The 15711-nt window shown below is 70.5% G+C and carries 18 protein-coding genes and 1 pseudogene; 15 read left to right on the forward strand and 4 right to left on the reverse strand.

Going from position 1 to position 15711, the window contains the following annotated elements:
• The first annotated feature begins 197 nt into the window (after nucleotides 1-197).
• The 5 genes from ACFC09_RS30305 to ACFC09_RS30325 all read left to right on the forward strand — a co-directional run bounded on the left by ACFC09_RS30305 (nucleotide 198) and on the right by ACFC09_RS30325 (nucleotide 4052).
• The gene (locus ACFC09_RS30305; RefSeq protein ID WP_376533529.1) at nucleotides 198-1115 is read left to right on the forward strand and encodes a hypothetical protein; all 918 of its coding nucleotides are present in this window, start codon (nucleotides 198-200) and stop codon (nucleotides 1113-1115) included.
• Nucleotides 1112-2101, forward strand: a complete 990-nt coding sequence (locus ACFC09_RS30310) for a hypothetical protein (RefSeq protein ID WP_376533530.1) — start codon at nucleotides 1112-1114, stop codon at nucleotides 2099-2101. The genes ACFC09_RS30305 and ACFC09_RS30310 overlap by 4 nt, the downstream gene beginning before the upstream one ends.
• Nucleotides 2102-2195: 94 nt before the next feature.
• Complete coding sequence (locus tag ACFC09_RS30315) at nucleotides 2196-3032, forward strand: helix-turn-helix domain-containing protein (protein ID WP_376533531.1); 837 nt, start codon at nucleotides 2196-2198, stop codon at nucleotides 3030-3032.
• Nucleotides 3020-3292: a DUF397 domain-containing protein gene (locus ACFC09_RS30320; RefSeq protein ID WP_376533532.1), complete on the forward strand. Its 273-nt coding sequence runs from the start codon at nucleotides 3020-3022 to the stop codon at nucleotides 3290-3292. The genes ACFC09_RS30315 and ACFC09_RS30320 overlap by 13 nt, the downstream gene beginning before the upstream one ends.
• Nucleotides 3293-3476: 184 nt before the next feature.
• The gene (locus ACFC09_RS30325; protein WP_376533533.1) at nucleotides 3477-4052 is read left to right on the forward strand and encodes an FABP family protein; all 576 of its coding nucleotides are present in this window, start codon (nucleotides 3477-3479) and stop codon (nucleotides 4050-4052) included.
• A 43-nt stretch (nucleotides 4053-4095) separates the two neighbouring features.
• On the opposite strand, the gene ACFC09_RS30330 is transcribed toward ACFC09_RS30325, so the two are convergent.
• Nucleotides 4096-4446, reverse strand: coding sequence for a DUF6247 family protein (locus ACFC09_RS30330; RefSeq protein ID WP_376533534.1), 351 nt, complete (start codon nucleotides 4444-4446; stop codon nucleotides 4096-4098).
• A 156-nt stretch (nucleotides 4447-4602) separates the two neighbouring features.
• Between ACFC09_RS30330 and ACFC09_RS30335 the strand changes: the two genes are divergently transcribed.
• Nucleotides 4603-5040, forward strand: a complete 438-nt coding sequence (locus tag ACFC09_RS30335) for a Fur family transcriptional regulator (RefSeq protein WP_376533535.1) — start codon at nucleotides 4603-4605, stop codon at nucleotides 5038-5040.
• A 10-nt stretch (nucleotides 5041-5050) separates the two neighbouring features.
• On the forward strand, nucleotides 5051-6016 hold the full coding sequence (locus ACFC09_RS30340; protein WP_376533536.1) for a YgfZ/GcvT domain-containing protein: 966 nt from the start codon (nucleotides 5051-5053) through the stop codon (nucleotides 6014-6016).
• A gap of 191 nt (nucleotides 6017-6207) precedes the next feature.
• Here the strand turns inward: ACFC09_RS30340 and dtd are convergent, their stop codons facing one another.
• Entirely contained in the window at nucleotides 6208-6633 is a 426-nt protein-coding gene (gene dtd, locus ACFC09_RS30345) for a D-aminoacyl-tRNA deacylase (RefSeq protein ID WP_376533537.1), read from the reverse strand.
• Between the two features lie 181 nt (nucleotides 6634-6814).
• On the opposite strand from dtd, the gene ACFC09_RS30350 reads away from it, so the two are divergent.
• The 3 genes from ACFC09_RS30350 (at nucleotide 6815) to ACFC09_RS30360 (ending at nucleotide 10214) form a co-directional block, all read left to right on the forward strand.
• Nucleotides 6815-7432: an aerial mycelium formation protein gene (locus ACFC09_RS30350; protein WP_376533538.1), complete on the forward strand. Its 618-nt coding sequence runs from the start codon at nucleotides 6815-6817 to the stop codon at nucleotides 7430-7432.
• A 163-nt stretch (nucleotides 7433-7595) separates the two neighbouring features.
• Nucleotides 7596-8831, forward strand: coding sequence for a GNAT family N-acetyltransferase (locus ACFC09_RS30355; RefSeq protein ID WP_376533539.1), 1236 nt, complete (start codon nucleotides 7596-7598; stop codon nucleotides 8829-8831).
• A gap of 474 nt (nucleotides 8832-9305) precedes the next feature.
• Nucleotides 9306-10214 carry a winged helix-turn-helix domain-containing protein gene (locus ACFC09_RS30360; RefSeq protein ID WP_376533540.1) on the forward strand — a complete coding sequence of 303 codons (909 nt, stop codon included), beginning with the start codon at nucleotides 9306-9308 and terminating at the stop codon, nucleotides 10212-10214.
• Nucleotides 10215-10268: 54 nt separating this feature from the next.
• On the opposite strand, the gene ACFC09_RS30365 is transcribed toward ACFC09_RS30360, so the two are convergent.
• Nucleotides 10269-10457, reverse strand: coding sequence for a hypothetical protein (locus tag ACFC09_RS30365; protein WP_376533541.1), 189 nt, complete (start codon nucleotides 10455-10457; stop codon nucleotides 10269-10271).
• Nucleotides 10458-10605: 148 nt separating this feature from the next.
• On the opposite strand from ACFC09_RS30365, the gene ACFC09_RS30370 reads away from it, so the two are divergent.
• The 4 genes and pseudogenes from ACFC09_RS30370 to ACFC09_RS30385 all read left to right on the forward strand — a co-directional run bounded on the left by ACFC09_RS30370 (nucleotide 10606) and on the right by ACFC09_RS30385 (nucleotide 13613).
• Nucleotides 10606-11484 (forward strand): GntR family transcriptional regulator, encoded by an 879-nt coding sequence (locus tag ACFC09_RS30370; protein ID WP_376533542.1) that lies wholly within the window; start codon nucleotides 10606-10608, stop codon nucleotides 11482-11484.
• Nucleotides 11433-12257: an HAD family hydrolase gene (locus tag ACFC09_RS30375; protein ID WP_376533543.1), complete on the forward strand. Its 825-nt coding sequence runs from the start codon at nucleotides 11433-11435 to the stop codon at nucleotides 12255-12257. Before ACFC09_RS30370 ends, ACFC09_RS30375 begins: the two co-directional genes overlap by 52 nt.
• Before the next feature lie 305 nt (nucleotides 12258-12562).
• A pseudogene (locus ACFC09_RS30380) lies at nucleotides 12563-13300 on the forward strand (phosphotransferase); the annotation flags it as partial.
• A 91-nt stretch (nucleotides 13301-13391) separates the two neighbouring features.
• The gene (locus tag ACFC09_RS30385) at nucleotides 13392-13613 is read left to right on the forward strand and encodes a hypothetical protein (RefSeq protein WP_376533544.1); all 222 of its coding nucleotides are present in this window, start codon (nucleotides 13392-13394) and stop codon (nucleotides 13611-13613) included.
• A 99-nt stretch (nucleotides 13614-13712) separates the two neighbouring features.
• On the opposite strand, the gene ACFC09_RS30390 is transcribed toward ACFC09_RS30385, so the two are convergent.
• The gene (locus ACFC09_RS30390; RefSeq protein WP_376533545.1) at nucleotides 13713-14618 is read right to left on the reverse strand and encodes a nitroreductase/quinone reductase family protein; all 906 of its coding nucleotides are present in this window, start codon (nucleotides 14616-14618) and stop codon (nucleotides 13713-13715) included.
• 382 nt (nucleotides 14619-15000) lie between these two features.
• Between ACFC09_RS30390 and ACFC09_RS30395 the strand changes: the two genes are divergently transcribed.
• Nucleotides 15001-15519 carry a hypothetical protein gene (locus ACFC09_RS30395; protein ID WP_376533546.1) on the forward strand — a complete coding sequence of 173 codons (519 nt, stop codon included), beginning with the start codon at nucleotides 15001-15003 and terminating at the stop codon, nucleotides 15517-15519.
• The last annotated feature ends 192 nt before the right edge of the window (nucleotides 15520-15711 follow it).

Raw genomic sequence — 15711 nt, forward strand, 5'->3', positions numbered from 1 at the left:
AGAAGCCCGAGACTCCTGAGGTCTTTGAGGGTTCTGAGGTCCCTGAGGACAGCGAGGGTGCGAAGAGTGCCGAGAGCGCCGAGATCCTGGGGGCGGTAGAGACGGCCGAGGCACCCAAGGCCCTTGACGCCCTTGGTGTCGTTGATGTCGTTGATAACTCTGAGGCCATTGAGCCGACCGAGGCCGTTGCGGCCTCCGTGACCCCGGAGGCCCCCGCGGCCTCCGCGACCCCCGCGACCCCCGAGAACCCCGAGAACCCCGAGAACCCCGAGAACACCGAGAACACCGAGAACCCCGAGAACCCCGAGAACACCGAGAACACCGAGAACCCCGAGAAGCCCGCCCGCAGGATCCGTCCCCGCCGTATCGCCGCCGTCGCCGCATCCGCGCTGCTGGTCTGCGCCGTGCTCGGCGGTGTCGGCTACACCGCCGTGACCGTGCAGGACGCGGACCGCGACGCCGGCAAGCCCACGTGGACGTTCCCGCCGACGGGCGGCGACGACGCGAAGGACGACCGGCGGAAGGACCGCGAGGGCAAGAAGTCCGCGTCCGGGCTGAGCGGCATGTTCGTGCCGTTCAGCTCCTACGGCTACACCGAGGGGCCGGACCTCGGGAAATTCGGCGTGGACGCCGAGTTCAACGGCGCGCAGGCCACCGACCTGCGCAAGCAGTCCCTGAAGGGGCTGCCCAGCTCCTCGCGCCGGGAGATGGAGAAGCTGGTCGACGAGCAGCACATCCAGGGCATGGCGATGCGCAGCTACCTCATCCCCGGGGGGACCTTCTCCAACGACAACTCCGTCACGCTCTCCGTCACGCTGCTGCGGCTGAAGAACAGTTCCGCCGTACGGCGGATGTCGACGAGCCTCAACACGTTCATCGACAGCGCGGACCTCCTCCGCAAGGGCCCGGAGATCAAGGGGCACAAGGGCACCCGCTGCTATCTGACGCCCAAGGGCAAGAGCGACGAGCTGGGCACGGCGTTCTGTGCCGGGTACGTGGGAGACGTGCTGGTCACCGTGACCGCGGACGGACCGGAACCGATCGACGCGGGCCTCCCCACGCAGTTCTTCACCGAGCAACTCGACCGCATCGACGATCCGGGAATGGCCGTATGACCGAGCAGCCGCAGCCGACGGACGCCGCACAGACACCCCTCGCCCTCGACCGGCCCCCGGCGGACCGGGCCGACCCCGCCGGGACAGTCCCCGCACAGGACGTCCCGGTCGGCACCTCCGCCGCGCAGGCCGCCCCCGTACAGGACGAAGCCGTCGGCACCGCCCCCGGTCAGACCACCTCCATACCGGACGCATCCATACCGGACGCTCCTGGTGCTCCGCCCAAGGACCGCCGCGTCCTGCGTGCCGTCCTGCGCTGGACCGCCGCCGTCGCGGTCTTCGCGGCGGTGGGGACGGGAACGGCGTACGGGATCACCCGGATGGAGCGCACGGACGTACCCGGCCTCGCCACCGAGCAGGACGGGCGCTGGCCGTACCCCGAGATCAGCGCGGCCCCGCTGCCGCCCGGCAAGCCGGGGCCGCTCGCCCCCACCAACATGACCGGCAGCCACTACGCGGACCTGCGCAAGCTGGTGCTGCCCGCGCCCGGGGGAGCGAAGGCCGACAAGGCGCTGCGCGGTACGGACGGCTGGCTGGCGACGAGGGACTTCCTGGCGCTCTACGGGACGCACGGGGACCGGGCCAAGGTCGGGCAACTGCTCACCGACTACGGGCTGCGGCACATCGCGGCCCGCGGCTGGACCACCGAGGACGGCACCCGCACCGGCATCTACCTGCTCCAGTTCGACACGGCGACGGCGGCCGAGGAGGTGCTCGGGGACATCACCGAGTTCGACTCTCCGGTGTACGCCGCCCGGGGCGCCGCCGAGACCCTGTACGACGAGGGGTTCCCGTCCGACGCCGACGTCAGCGGGGTCACGCGCCTCGCCTACGACGAGGTGAAGCCGTACGGCGCGGCGCAGGTCAGGCAGGCGTACCTGGGCGCGGGCGACGTCGTCGGCGTGGTGGTGCAGTCCCGTCCGGGCCGCGCCGCGGCCGTTCCCTTCCAGCAGACGGTGGCGCTCCAGAGCCAGCTCCTGGGCTGAGGCGTCCCGCCCCGGCGGCCCCTTTCGGTGAACTCCTGCGCTGTGTGCGACCGTTGGACTACTCTCCGTATCCGGACGACATCCGGGGGACGCGATGCCAACGAGACGAGTGATCACGGGGCGCAGCCAGGAACCGAGGAAGCGGTTCGCGGAGGAGTTGCGGTCGCTCCGCACGGCCAGCGGGGAGAGCCTGCGGGACCTGGGCAAGGTGGTCGGCTGGGATCCGTCCCTGTTCGGAAAACTGGAGAGCGGAGCGACCCTGGGCAGCCCCGAGGTGGCGGAGGCGCTGGATCAGCACTACGGCACACCGGGGCTGCTGCTGGCACTGTGGGAACTGGCGGTGGGGGATCCCACGCAGTTCAAGGAGCAGTATCGGCGGTACATGCTGCTGGAGGGCGAAGCGGTCTGCCTGTGGCACTACGGCGTGAGCATTCTGCCGGGGCTGCTCCAGACGGACGGCTACGCGCGCGAGGTTCTGTCGCTCGGCGGCTATCGCGGCGAGGAACTTCAGCAGCAGGTCGAGGCACGCACGGGACGTCGGAAGCTGCTGGAAGGGGACAACGCCCCGCCCTTCCGCGCTCTGCTTGCAGAAGCCGTTCTGCGCACACCCCTGCGTGACCCGGGCGAGTGGCGGGCCCAACTGGAGCACCTGCTGGAGGTGTCTGAGCGCCCGGACATCGCTGTCCAGGTGCTGCCCCAGGGCTCCGGCCTCTACGGGCTGGTGAGTACAGCCGTGATGTTCCTCAGGCTGCTTGACGGCACGACTGTGGCGTACACGGAGAATGCCCACCGCGGCGAACTGATCGAGGAAAACAGCTCAGTTGAACTGCTCCAGCGAAAGTACGATGCGATGCGTGACGTGGCCCTGACTCTGGGGGAGTCGCGCAAGTTCATCCTGCGGACGTTGGAGGAAGCGCCGTGCGAGTCATAGATCTGAGCGCCGTGAGCTGGCGCAAAAGCAGTCACAGCAATCCGGACGGCGGTGAGTGCCTTGAAGTCTCCGACGACCTCCTGGCCGGAGCCGACTGGCGTCGGAGCAGTCACAGCAACCCGGACGGCGGCAACTGCGTAGAGGTCGCCGACCACCTCCCCCTGGTCCCCGTCCGGGACAGCAAGGACCCCTCCCGGGGAACCCTCGTCTTCGCGACAGCCGTATGGGCGGCCTTCGTGGAAGGTGTCAAGAAGGGCTGACGTAAGCTGGGGCCCCGGCTCTGTACGTCCACTTCCGCTCAAGGAGCACCCGTGGAGATCTTCTTCGAAACCTTGCTGGTCCTGGTCTGTGTCGGCGTTCTCGCCTTCGCCGGGCTGGCCGTGAAGAAGCTGTACCAGGGCCAGCGCTGAGCTCGTACCAGAACCGATCCAGGAACCACTGCTCATGATCGAGATTCCGTCGGACCTGCACAAGGACCTCGTCCCCCTGGCCTTCCTGCTCGGCAGCTGGGCCGGGGCGGGCGTTCACGACTTCCCCGGCTCGGAGAAGTGCAACTTCGGCCAGGAGGTCACCTTCGGCCACGACGGCCGGGACTTCCTGGAGTACCACTCCCACACCTGGGTGCTGGACAAGGACGGCAACAAGGTCCGCCCGCTGGAGTCGGAGTCCGGCTTCTGGCGGATCGACCCCGACCGCAGGGTCAAGGTCACGCTGGTCCGCGACGACGGCGTCGTCGAGGTCTGGTACGGCGAGCTGGCCGACCGCAAGCCGCAGATCGACCTGGCCACCGACGCGGTCCTCCAGTCCGCCGGCGCCCGCCCGTACACCGGCGGCAAGCGTCTGTACGGCTATGTGAACAGCGACCTCATGTGGGTCGGCGAGAAGCAGACCCCGGAGGTCGAGCTGCGCCCCTACATGTCCGCCCACCTGAAGAAGGTCGTCACCCCGGAGGAGGTCGAACGCTGGGCGAAGGCCCTGCCCGACGACATGCCGGACGACGGCATCGCCTTCTTCAAGTAGGCCGGGTACTCCTCACTCGGGTCGTAGTCCCACTTCCAGTCGCTCACAGACCTGCCTCAGCCTCCGCCGCGGCCTGGATGGACCGGATCTCCGCGATGGCTTCCGTCGGGTCCTCCGCACCTGCGCTGATCACCTCCTCCAGGTGACGCAATCGCGCTGCGCGGGAAGGGTGGCGCTGGACGGCGACGAAGACACCCCAGGTATGGACGAAGGTACGCAGGGGGGCGAGGGACTGGGCCTGCTGGGCGTTGGTCGTCGCCTCGACGAGGTCCTGCACGAACGCGGGCACGCGGCTCGGTGTCAGCCTCTCCACCGCGGTGCGCAGCGCCTCGGGGGTGAGGGCGGGCATCGGGATCAGCGGCTCAAGGCGCGATTCCGGATACTGAGCGGTCATGGGGGACTTCCTCCGCATCGAAGGCCGGTGCCGGGATCGACAGTACCGATCGGGACGTCCGCGTGTCCGGGTACCGCGGCGGTCTCACCGGCGGCCCCGGGGACGTTGTCCTGTCGTCCGGGGCATGACCGGTCCGGGCCGCCCTAGACTGGACCTGTGGTGAGCACCGACTGGAAGAGCGACCTCAGGCAGCGTGGCTACCGGCTGACGCCGCAGCGGCAACTCGTGCTCGAAGCCGTGGACACCCTGGAACACGCGACGCCCGACGACATCCTGGTGGAAGTGCGCAAGACGGCGTCCGGAGTCAACATCTCCACCGTCTACCGCACCCTGGAACTGCTTGAGGAACTGGGCCTCGTCTCGCACGCCCACCTCGGCCACGGCGCCCCCACCTACCACCTCGCCGACCGGCACCACCACATACACCTCGTGTGCCGGGACTGCCAGAACGTCATCGAGGCGGACGTGTCGGTCGCCGCCGAGTTCACCGCCAAGCTGCGCGCGAACTTCGGCTTCGACACGGACATGAAGCACTTCGCGATCTACGGCCGTTGCCGCGACTGCTCCCTCAAGTGCTCGACCACCGAGTCGTAGGCTTGTCCGTATGAAGAGTCCCTTGCTGTCCCTGCCCGGCGCCGTCCCCGCCGAGGGTGCGGACGAAGGTGTCGCCGCCCACTACGGCGACCTGTTCCGCGAACAGCGCGCCCTCGCCGACGGCACCGGATTCGTCGACCTCTCGCACCGCGGTGTGGTGACCGTCTCCGGTCCGGACCGGCTGAGCTGGCTGCACCTCCTGCTCACCCAGCACGTCAGCGAGCTGCCGGTGGGCGAGGCCACCGAGGCGCTGGTCCTGTCCGCGCACGGCCACATCGAACACGCCCTGTACCTGGTGGACGACGGCAGCACGGTCTGGGCCCACGTGGAACCGGGCACCCAGGAGGCGCTGATCGCGTACCTGGAGTCGATGAAGTTCTTCTACCAGGTCGAGGTCGCCGACCGGACCGCCGACTTCGCCGTGGTCCACCTGCCCGCGGGCTCGATCACCGAGGTCCCCGACGGCGTCGTCGTGCGCGAGACGGCGTACGGCCGTGATCTCTTCCTGCCCCGCGCCGACCTGGAGGCGTACGCGGAGAAGGCCGGGCCGCCCGCCGGGATCCTCGCCCACGAGGCGCTGCGGGTCGAGCGGCACCGTCCCCGCCTCGGCTTCGAGACCGACCACCGCACCATCCCGCACGAGCTGGGCTGGATCGGTTCCGCGGTCCACCTCCAGAAGGGCTGCTACCGCGGCCAGGAAACCGTCGCCCGCGTGCAGAACCTGGGCAAGCCCCCGCGCCGCCTGGTCTTCCTGCACCTCGACGGCAGCGAGGTGCACCTGCCGCCGCCCGGGACCGAGATCCGCGTCGCGGACGAGGACCCCGACGGCCGCAAGATCGGCTTCATCACGACGTCGGCCCGCCACCACGAGCTGGGCCCGGTCGCCCTCGCCCTGGTCAAGCGGAACGTGCCGACGGACGCGCGGCTGATGGCCGGGGACACGGCGGCGGCCCAGGAGACCGTGGTCGAGCCGTAGCCCCACCCCGGTCCCGGGCCCATGTGAAATCCGCAGCGGTCAGGCCGCGCCCCTTTTTTAAGGGGCGCGGGGAACTGGGGGTCCCCCCTGTTCGAGCGAAGCCGAGAACTTGGGGGAGCGACCAGCCACGACGGCGCCGCAGACGAACGCGGCGCTCCCGGCGGCACTTCGGCTGAGCGCCGGCGACTCGTTCACATCTCCAGCAGGACGGTGAACGGGCCGTCGTTCGTCAGCGAGACCCGCATCTGCGCGCCGAACCGGCCCGTCGCCACCGTCGCGCCCAGGGCACGCAGCCGGGCGACCACCTCGTCGACCAGCGGCTCGGCGACCTCGCCGGGCGCGGCGGCGTTCCACGTGGGCCGGCGCCCCTTGCGCGCGTCGCCGTACAGCGTGAACTGGCTGATGACCAGCAGCGGGGCGTCGACGTCGCTGCACGACCGTTCGTCCTGGAGCATGCGCAGGGTCCAGAGCTTGCGGGCGAGCTGGGCCGCCTTCTCCTTGGTGTCCTCGTGGGTGACCCCGACCAGGACGCACAGCCCCTCGCCGTCGATCGACCCGACCGTCTCCCCGTCCACGACGACGCTCGCGCCGTCCACCCTCTGCACCACTGCACGCATGCCGACCATGATGCCGGGTGCCCGGAACCGGTTCGCAGCAGGTCCGAAAGGGCCTGCGGGAGGGCCGATTTTTGCTCCTTACCCCCCCATCTGGGGCTGTTCGGGGGCACTCGGCCGCATAGCTGCCACTTGGGGTGGCACGATGCTCCCGTACGCCGGTCGAGGGGACGGGTAGAGACACATGAGCACATCGAGTATCGGGCAGCCGTCCGGTGCGGTCACGGCCGCCCTCGCGGGCGGGCAGGAGACGCACCGGCCACCCGTGCAGCGCTGCGACAGCCCGACGCTGCCCGCCGGCCCACCGGGAGAGGACCTGATCCGTATGAGCCTGCCGGAGCTGCGGATCCTGCGCCGGGACGCGCAACGCGACGAGGCGGACCTCAGTTACGTACGGCGGCTGCTCCAGGGACGGATCGACATCCTCCGCGCCGAGCTGGCGCGGCGCGGCACGGCGTCCGTGGTGGACGCCGAGGACGCCTCCGTGGTCGACCGGCTGCCGGAGATCCTCACCGACGCCCCGGCGCGGCACCGCTCCTCGGCCCGCCACGTCACGGTGGGGACGCCGCACGGCGAGGAGTACCGGCGGGCCGCCGCCGACATGCTCGCCGAGGTCGAGCTGTCCGACCTCCAGGCGCGCACGGACCAGGAACTCAAGTCGGCGCTGTGCCGCCTCGTCCGCTACGAGCGGCAGGCCAGCCGCCGCCGCCACCACCTCCAGCGCACGGCGGACGACTGCAGCGCGGAGATCGCCCGCCGCTACCGCGAGGGCGAGGCCCAGGTGGACGACCTCCTGCTGTGACGGACGGTCCGGTGGCCAGGCCGTCCGCCGGTCGGGTCGGCCGGGCCGGCCGGGCCGGGCAGCCAGGCGGGGGACGGGCGGGCCGGGCAGTCAGGTGGGGGACGGGCGGGGCGGGCGCGCAAATTCCCGCGACATGACAACGCCCCGCACCTACCGTGACCCCATGACCGACGTCCGCCCTGTCACCGAGTCCGAGCTGCCCGACTGGCACCGCGCCCTGAACACCGGCTTCCTCCGCCCGCCCACCCCGACACCGGAACAGCTGGAGAGCCGCCGCCCCCAGTTCGTCCCCGGCCGCCTGCTCGGCGCCTTCGACGGCGACCGCTGCGTGGCGACGTACCGTTCCTTCGCCCAGGAGATCACCGCGGTGGGCGGGGCCGTCCTGCCCGCGGACGGCGTCTCCAACGTGACGGTCTCCCCCACGCACCGCCGCCGCGGCCTGCTGACCCGCATGATGAGCCAGGACCTCGCCGCGGCGAAGGACCGCGGGGACGTCGTCGCCACGCTCATCGCCGCCGAGTACCCGATCTACGGCCGCTACGGCTTCGGCCCCGCCACCTGGGCCACCGAGTGGACCGTCGACGTACCCCGGGCCGGACTCGACCCCCGCTGGTCGGGCCCGGCGGACGGCGGCCGGATCGACCTGGTGGACGGGGCGGAGGTCCGCAAGACGGGCCCGGAACTGCACGACCGGGTGCGCCGCGGCCAGCCCGGCGCGGTCAGCCGCGCCGACCTGTGGTGGCAGTTGAACACGGGCGCCGTGCGCTTCGGGGACGCGTGGACCGAGCCGTTCTACGCCGCCTACCGCTCCGCCTCCGGGGAACTGGAGGGCCTGGTCTCCTACCGGGCGGACGACACCTGGGAGGCCAAGCAGCCGCAGAACACCGCCGACGTGAGCTGGCTGCTCGCCTCGACCCCGGCGGCCGAGCGCGCCCTGTGGCACTACCTGTGCTCGATCGACTGGATCGTCAAGGTCAAGAGCGACTGGCGCGGGCCGGACGACCTGCTCCCGCTCCTGCTGCCGGACCCCCGCGCCGCCCGGATCACCACCCAGGCGGACTGGCTGTGGGTGCGGATCCTGGACGTCGTACGGGCGCTGGAGGCGCGGACGTACGACACCAGCGGCACGCTGGTGCTGGAGGTCGTCGACCGGCAGGGCCTGGCCGGCGGCCGGTTCCGGCTGGACGCCTCGCCGACGGGCGCGAGCTGCACACCGACCGACGAGAGCGCGGAACTCGTCCTGGACATCTCCGAACTGGCCACGCTGTGGCTCGGGGACGAGTCGGCCGTGCGGCTCGCGGCGCTGGGCCGGATCGAGGACGTACGAGAGGGCGCCGCCCATGTGGCCGACGCCCTGCTGCACACGCCCAGGCGACCGTGGTGCCCGGACGTCTTCTGACGCTCCTTCCTCCCGGCCGGCCGTGCGGAACCGCCGGATCGCCGGATCGTGAACTGCTGAACTGCTGAACTGCTGAACTGCTGAACTGCTGAACTGGTGGATCATCCGTAGCGAGCTTGTTCAGTTGTGGCTGTGCGGTACGGCTGCCGAGCCGCGCTTGCCGCATCGTCGGCGTCGCAACGGCGACGCCGAGGTGCGGCTGTTGAGTTGTGGCTGTGCGGCCGTGCTGTTCAGTTGTGGCTGTTCGGTTGTGGCTGTGCTCCGGCGGCGGGCGGTTCGACACACGGTCGAGCCGGACCGGCCAGGCTCCCGGCTCCCCTCCGGAAGGGAACCCGATCGGCCAACCACCGGGAAGTTTGACCATGTCGATTAAGTTGGCTACCAACTTCACTGTACTTATCTCCGCTTGGAAGCGGCTAATAACCACCTTCCCATGAACTGCCGAAAGATGGCGGGAAGTTGTAGTGTTTCTGTGTGGACCCGGAACACGCCCCCGCCACTGGGCGGAAGAGGTCACAGCGGCCACAGAAGTCACATCACGAAGTGGCCGACGAACTGCGCGCCCGGATCAGGTCCGGCGTGCTCCGCCCCGGCGAGCGCATGCCCACGCAGGCCAGGCTCGCCGACGAGTTCGGCGTGGAGCGCGGTGCCGTGCGCCAGGCGCTGCGCATCCTGCAATCGGAACATCTGCTCACCAACGTTTCCAAGGGCTCGCCCGCCACTGTCGCCCCCGGCCCGGTCCCCTTTCCGGCCCTGGCCGGTCCGGCGGCCCCTCCGCAGCCCACCATGGTGGCCCTCGCGTCCCGGGTGGCCGCCGCCTTCGCGGCTCCACATGTCGAGATAGACGCTCTGTGCCTCACCTCGGTTTCGCTCACGCTGGCGATCGGCGAACCGTTGCGGCAGATCCATGCCGGCCGACTGAAACCGGCCAAGGTCGATGTCCGGGTCCTGCTGCCCAGCCGCGACATCGAGCTGGCCTTCCCGGCCCCGGTGGAGGCGTCGGCCGCGGGGCTGCTGCATCGCCGCTGGCTGGCCCAGCGCAATGCGCAGGGCCAGGTGCTCCAGCACAACCTGCTGGCGCTGCGCGCCACACACGGCATCGACGTCCGTGTCTCGTTCCGGGCGGTGCCGTTCACCCCGCCGGTGAAGCTGTACCTGCTCAACGGCGCCGAGGCGCTGTTCGCCTACTACACGCTGTCCCGGCGGGAACGGGAGATCGAGCAGGAGCACCTGGAGATGTACGACTCCGACGGCACCCGCTCGGTGCTGTTCGGCTTCGAGCAGGGGGCCGGGGCGCGCGACACGACCTTCGTCGAGCAGTCGCATCTGTGGTTCAACGCGCTGTGGGAGACGATCAGTTCGGAGTTGCAGCTGATGTCATAGGGGACGTCATGGGAGACGCCATGGGGGACGTCATGGGAGACGCCATGGGGGACGTCATAGGGCCGGACCGGCCACCAGCACGGCGAGCAGCACCGCTCCGGCCGAGCTGACCGCCGGGTTGTCGGCCTTGACCCCTATGGTGAGCAGCAGCAGGCCGACCAGCCCGACGGCTCCGTACTTCCACTGCACGAACTGTTCGAAGCCGACGACGAAGACGGCCGATATGAGGGCGAGGGCAGGCATGGTGATTCCCCCTTCAGGCTGCCGGGAAGCAAAACATCCGCCAACTTGGAGAAGTTGGCAACCAACTTTGCCTATGTTGTCCCCACTTGGCTACTATCCATAAACAACTTCTCGGTAACTCCCTCTAGATGGATAGAAGTTGTAGCGTTTGGTCGTGACCCAGGAGAGCGTGGCAGTGAACGGCAGCAAGAGGCTCACAGCGCAGGAGATCGCCGACGCCCTGCGGGAGCGCATCCGTGCCGGAGACCTCAGAGCGGGGGACCGCCTGCCCACGCAGGCCGAACTGGCCGAGGAGTTCGGCGTGGAACGCGGCACCGTGCGCCAGGCGCTGCGCGTGCTCCAGGAGGACGGCCTGCTCACCGGCGTAAGCAAGGGCAGCCCGCCGCGCATCGCCGAACCGGCGCCCGCGGTCGACGAACCGCAGCCGACCATGGTCGGCCTGAGCCCCCGGCTGGCGGAGGCGTTCTCGGCACCCCGGGTCCGCGTCGACGCGGTCTGCCTCACCGCCGAGACCCTGATGCTGGCGATGAGCAACCCGCTGCGCCAGATCCACGAGGGCCGCATCCGCCCGGAGACCCTCGACGTGCGCATCCTGCTGCCGTCCCGGGACATCAACCTCGCCTTCCCGGTCCCGGTCGAGGGCCGCGGCGCGGACGACCCGGTCCACGAGCGCTGGCTGGCGATGCGCAACGCCCAGGGCCAGGTGCTGAAGTACAACCTCCAGGCGCTGCGCTCCACGCACGACGTCGACGTGCGCGTCACGTTCCGTGCGCTGCCGTTCACCCCGCCGGTGAAGCTGTACCTGCTCAACGGGGCGGAGGCGCTGATCGGTTACTACATGGTCACCCGCCGCGAGGAGTCCACGGACGGCGGCACCCTGGAGATGTACGACACCCTGGGCTCCCAGTCCCTCCTCTTCTCCTTCGAGAAGCGGGCCGGTCAGCGGGACGCCGCGTTCGTGGAGCAATCGCAGAAGTGGTTCGACGCACTCTGGGAAACCATCACATCGGACCTGACACTCTCTTAGTGACTTCTGATACGGCGCAGACTGAACCGGTGACAGCCGAGACCGAGAACGACCACCCGGGCGACACCCGGGACGAGACCGAGACGCTCCGGGCGCTGATCGCGCGCGCACGCGTCGTGCTCTGGGACTTCGACGGACCGATCTGCCGTCTGTTCGCGGGGCACACGGCGGAGCACGTGGCGGTGGACGTCGTCGAGTGGCTGGCCGGGCGGGGACTGCGCGGCCTGCTCACGGAGCCCGAACGGCAGTCCCCGGACCCGCAGGTCGTGCTGCGCGCCGTGGACCGCAGGCACCCCGGCAGCGACCTGGTCGCCGAACTGGAGGAGCGGCTGACCCAGGAGGAACTGCGGGCCACGGCCACGGCGATGCCCACCGCGTACGCCGACCCGCTGATCCGCACCTGGACGGCCGTCGGCTCCCGGCTCGCCGTCGCCACCAACAACTCCCCCCGGGTGGTGCGCGCCTACCTGCACGGCCGCGGCCTCACCTCCTGCTTCACCCCGCACATCTACGGCCGTACCCAGGACCTCCAGCGCCTGAAGCCGGACCCGCACTGCCTCAACCGCGCCCTGAACGCGATGGGCGCGGCGCCGTCGTCGTCCCTGATGATCGGCGACACCCCCACGGATCTGATCGCCGCGAACCGCGCCGGAGTCCCGTTCCTGGGCTACGCGCGTAACTACCGCAAGGAGAAGCTGCTGCGCGCCGCCGGCGCCACGGCCGTCGTGGACTCGCTGTCGACGGTCCTGGACCTGGTCCGCGCGCAGACCTGAGCCGCGGGCGGTACGACGGCCACGGCGGTGACCGGGCCAGGTGGACCGCACCGCGGGGCCGAGGGACCGGAACGGGCAGGTCGCGCCGCGGGCCGAGACGCTGGGAACGGGCTGGTCGCGCCGCGGGCCGTGGGGCCGGACGGGGCGCGGGTGGAGACGCCGTGGCACAAGCGTGCGTTCCGTAGCCGTCCAGTGGGATCCGAGTCGACGACGGAACGGCGTCTGCCACGATGCATGCCGGAGGAGGAGTAGCGTGCTCCCACTTCTGTACCCTGCGGAAGGGTCCTGGGCGAGAGAAACAGGCAATGTCACCCGATTCAGCTTCCCCTGCCCGGCTGCACGCGGCCGAGGCGAGCGGTGACGAGAGCGTGGTCGAGGGCCCGCTCCACGGATATCACCACGAAACCTATGTTTTTCCGCTGCCCGGTGCAAAGGGGAGCGAGCGGTCGGGGCGGTGGAAGTGCCGGGAGCCGCGTGCCGGTCTCCTCTGGTTCGACCGGCGCTGCTTCGTCTCGGAGGAACAACTGCTGACGGCCCTGGACGGCCGGATCACCGGTGTTCCGGACATCATCGAGGTCAGCGGTGTGGGCCTCCAGCGGTTCATCGAAGGACGGACCCTCGGGGCCGTCTGCACCTCCGGCACCCGCGTTCCCGATGTCTTCTTCCGGCAGATCGTCACCCTGTTCCGGCAGTTGGTCGGCACGGCGCCGGAGAACGTCAGCGCCGAGCGCCGGTGCAGACCGGCCGACCGGCCGGAGGACGGAGATACCGACGGCTTTCTGGAGCGGCTCGTCCACTTCACCGAACAGTCCGTGTACCGGCGCAATCTGGAGCGGTTCGAGGGTCTTTTCGGGGATCTCGGGGTGACAGCGGAATCGTTCCAGTACCTCAGGAAGCATGTGTCCGGGCTGCGCCCGCGCCCCTTCTGTCTGCTCCATGCCGATCTGCATCGGGAGAATTTCATCGTCGACGCCGAACACCGGCTGTGGACGATCGACTGGGAACTGGCGATGGTCGGGGATCCGCTCTACGACCTGGCCACCCATCTGCACCTGATGCGCTACCCGGCCCGGCAGCTCGAACGGCTGGCGGCGCGACCTGGGCCTCCTCGTCGACTACAAGAGGGCCCAGTCCGTGTTCACCGACGTGATCCGTACGGCGCTGTCCCTGGACACCGGCCCGGACGCCGACTGGCGGCGCCTCGTGCCCGCGGCACTGCGCCTGCGCAGGATCCTGGCGGCCGCCGCCGTGCCGTTGGGCCTGGACTCGGTGCCGGGACCGCTGCGGATCGCGGCGGCGCTCATGCGCTGGTGCCAGGGGTACGGGACCGCGGTCCCGGAGGCGGCGTCGCTCTGAGCCGGAGCGGTGTCGTGGGACGAGCCGTGTTGTGGGACGAGCCGTGTTGTGGGACGAGCGGTGTCGTGGGCGGCAGTGGCGTCGTGGGCCTGAGTGGCGTTATGAGTCCGAGCGGAGTGGTGAGTCCGAGCGGAGTGGTGAGTCCGAATGACGTGGTGAGGTGCCGTCGGCCGGGGCGTCGAGGAGGGGGAGCAACTGCTCCTCCTCGTAGGACAGGTGGGCTTCCAGTTCCTCCGTCAGCCGTATCACCTCGGTCCGCGCGGCGGCGGGTTCCCGGGTCGAGAGGGCCCGGCGCAACGCCTCCACCGTCTCGGCGATCCGCTCGTGCTCGCGGCCCAGCCGCTCCCGCACCGCCGCGAATCCCGGATACCGGGCGGCGAGGTGCGGGAACAGGGCGCTGTCCTCGCCCTGGTGGTGGTTGTGCAGGCCCTGGCAGAGGGTCAGACAGTTGATCCGCAGCTGCGCGCCCAGCGCGGACCCGCTCCCGTCGTCGAGTTCCGCCCGGATCAGGGCGAGTTCACGCCGGAAGACGTCGTGGATCAGCCGGATCGCCTCGCCGGGCGAGGCGGCGTTCACCTCGGGCGGGCCCGCCTTGGCGATCTCGTGCAGCGCGACCACCGGAATCACCCGGTCCGTCTTCGCCTGGTACGCCGCCCAGCCCGGGTCGGCCTCGACCGCCCGCGTGAACGCCTCGTCGCGCTCCGCGTCCCGGAGGACGACCGCCTCCGCCTCGTACGTGAACACACCGCTCTCGACGGTCACCCGGGGGTGCGCGAGGAGGTTGCGGTACCAGTCCGGATGGCGTGGCGAGCCGCCCGCCGAGGCGATGACCAGGACCCGGCCGTCGCCGTCCGGGAGGTAGCCGACGGGGGTGGTGTGGCGGGCGCCGGTATGGGCGCCCGTGGTGGTCAGCAGGAGCAGCCGGGCGCCTTCGAAAGGGCCGCTCAGGCGGCCGTGGCGGGCGCGGAACTCATCGATGATCTGTTGGTTGAAGTCCAGGGGCACGTCGTTTTCTCTCTCTTCCTTCTCCGCGATCGAACACTGTGGTTGCAGAGAAAGAAGCGGGCGGGCCCCTCGCCCTCCCCCGGGCCTCGTCGGCCGGGGGGACCTGCGGCCTCACTCAGAGGCCGGGCACCCAACTCGCTCACGGCCCATGGCCGACCCGGCAGTCATGCCCGGGACGCTACCGTGCCCGTACCGTTCGATGCCACCGCCTTTCCCGCCCGCCCGGACGCGCCGCCGACTCCGCGGCGGATCGTCGGCTCCGCAGCGCGCATCGTCGGCTCCGCAGCGCGCATCGTCGGCTCCGAGGCACGCATCGTCGGCTCCGCAGCGCGCACCGTCGGCTCCGAGGCAGGACCCGGCTCCATGGCCGATCCTGAAAGGGATGCTTCTCTTCCTCGACATCGACGGGACACTGCTCCCCTTCGGTTCGACCGACCCCTATCCCGAGTACGCGCCGCCGCCCGCCGCACCGGGGCCGCCCGTCGCGGTCGCTGCCCCGCCGGGGCCCGCCACCGGCCACCCGCTGCTGGCCCGTATCGATCCCGGTCTTGGCCCCCGGCTGGCCTCCCTCGGCTGTGCGCTGGTGTGGGCCACCACCTGGATGGACGACGCGAACACCGTCGTCTCGCCGTGGCTCGGCCTGCCCCCGCTGCCGGTCGTCGAGTGGCCGGACGAGGACGAGCCGTCCGCCCTGCTGCACTGGAAGACCCGGCCCCTGGTCGACTGGGCGGCCGGCCGTCCCTTCGTCTGGGTCGACGACGAGATCACCGAGGCCGACCGGGCCTGGGTCGCCACCCGGCACCCCGTACCGGCCCTCCTGCACCGCGTGGAGCACCGGTACGGGATCACGGACGCGGACTTCGCCGTCCTGCGGGAGTGGCTGAGCACGACGGTGGCCTGAGGCCACCCCGCCGTCGGCCACCGCCGCGCCCGGCGCACCGTACTCAGCCGTAGTCACCCGGTTCCCGTCCGTGACCGGCTCCCCCCAGATGCGTCCGGCCGCTGGGAAAAGTCCCCACCGCGGCGCTCGTGGTCGGGTGCGGTGGGCGTGACCTGGCGGGTCGTGTGAACCTGGAGGGGACTCCGACTCGTT

The sequence above is a fragment of the Streptomyces sp. NPDC056161 genome (assembly GCF_042268025.1).
Lineage (GTDB): Bacteria > Actinomycetota > Actinomycetes > Streptomycetales > Streptomycetaceae > Streptomyces.

Coding starts and splice junctions, on each gene's coding strand:
- ACFC09_RS30365 (WP_376533541.1), bottom strand. CDS start 10,457: ATGCCTGCCCTCGCCCTCATATCGGCCGTCTTCGTCGTCGGCTTCGAA.
- ACFC09_RS30395 (WP_376533546.1), top strand. CDS start 15,001: ATGCTTCTCTTCCTCGACATCGACGGGACACTGCTCCCCTTCGGTTCG.
- ACFC09_RS30350 (WP_376533538.1), top strand. CDS start 6,815: ATGAGCACATCGAGTATCGGGCAGCCGTCCGGTGCGGTCACGGCCGCC.
- ACFC09_RS30310 (WP_376533530.1), top strand. CDS start 1,112: ATGACCGAGCAGCCGCAGCCGACGGACGCCGCACAGACACCCCTCGCC.
- dtd (WP_376533537.1), bottom strand. CDS start 6,633: ATGCGTGCAGTGGTGCAGAGGGTGGACGGCGCGAGCGTCGTCGTGGAC.
- ACFC09_RS30340 (WP_376533536.1), top strand. CDS start 5,051: ATGAAGAGTCCCTTGCTGTCCCTGCCCGGCGCCGTCCCCGCCGAGGGT.
- ACFC09_RS30355 (WP_376533539.1), top strand. CDS start 7,596: ATGACCGACGTCCGCCCTGTCACCGAGTCCGAGCTGCCCGACTGGCAC.
- ACFC09_RS30330 (WP_376533534.1), bottom strand. CDS start 4,446: ATGACCGCTCAGTATCCGGAATCGCGCCTTGAGCCGCTGATCCCGATG.
- ACFC09_RS30325 (WP_376533533.1), top strand. CDS start 3,477: ATGATCGAGATTCCGTCGGACCTGCACAAGGACCTCGTCCCCCTGGCC.
- ACFC09_RS30315 (WP_376533531.1), top strand. CDS start 2,196: ATGCCAACGAGACGAGTGATCACGGGGCGCAGCCAGGAACCGAGGAAG.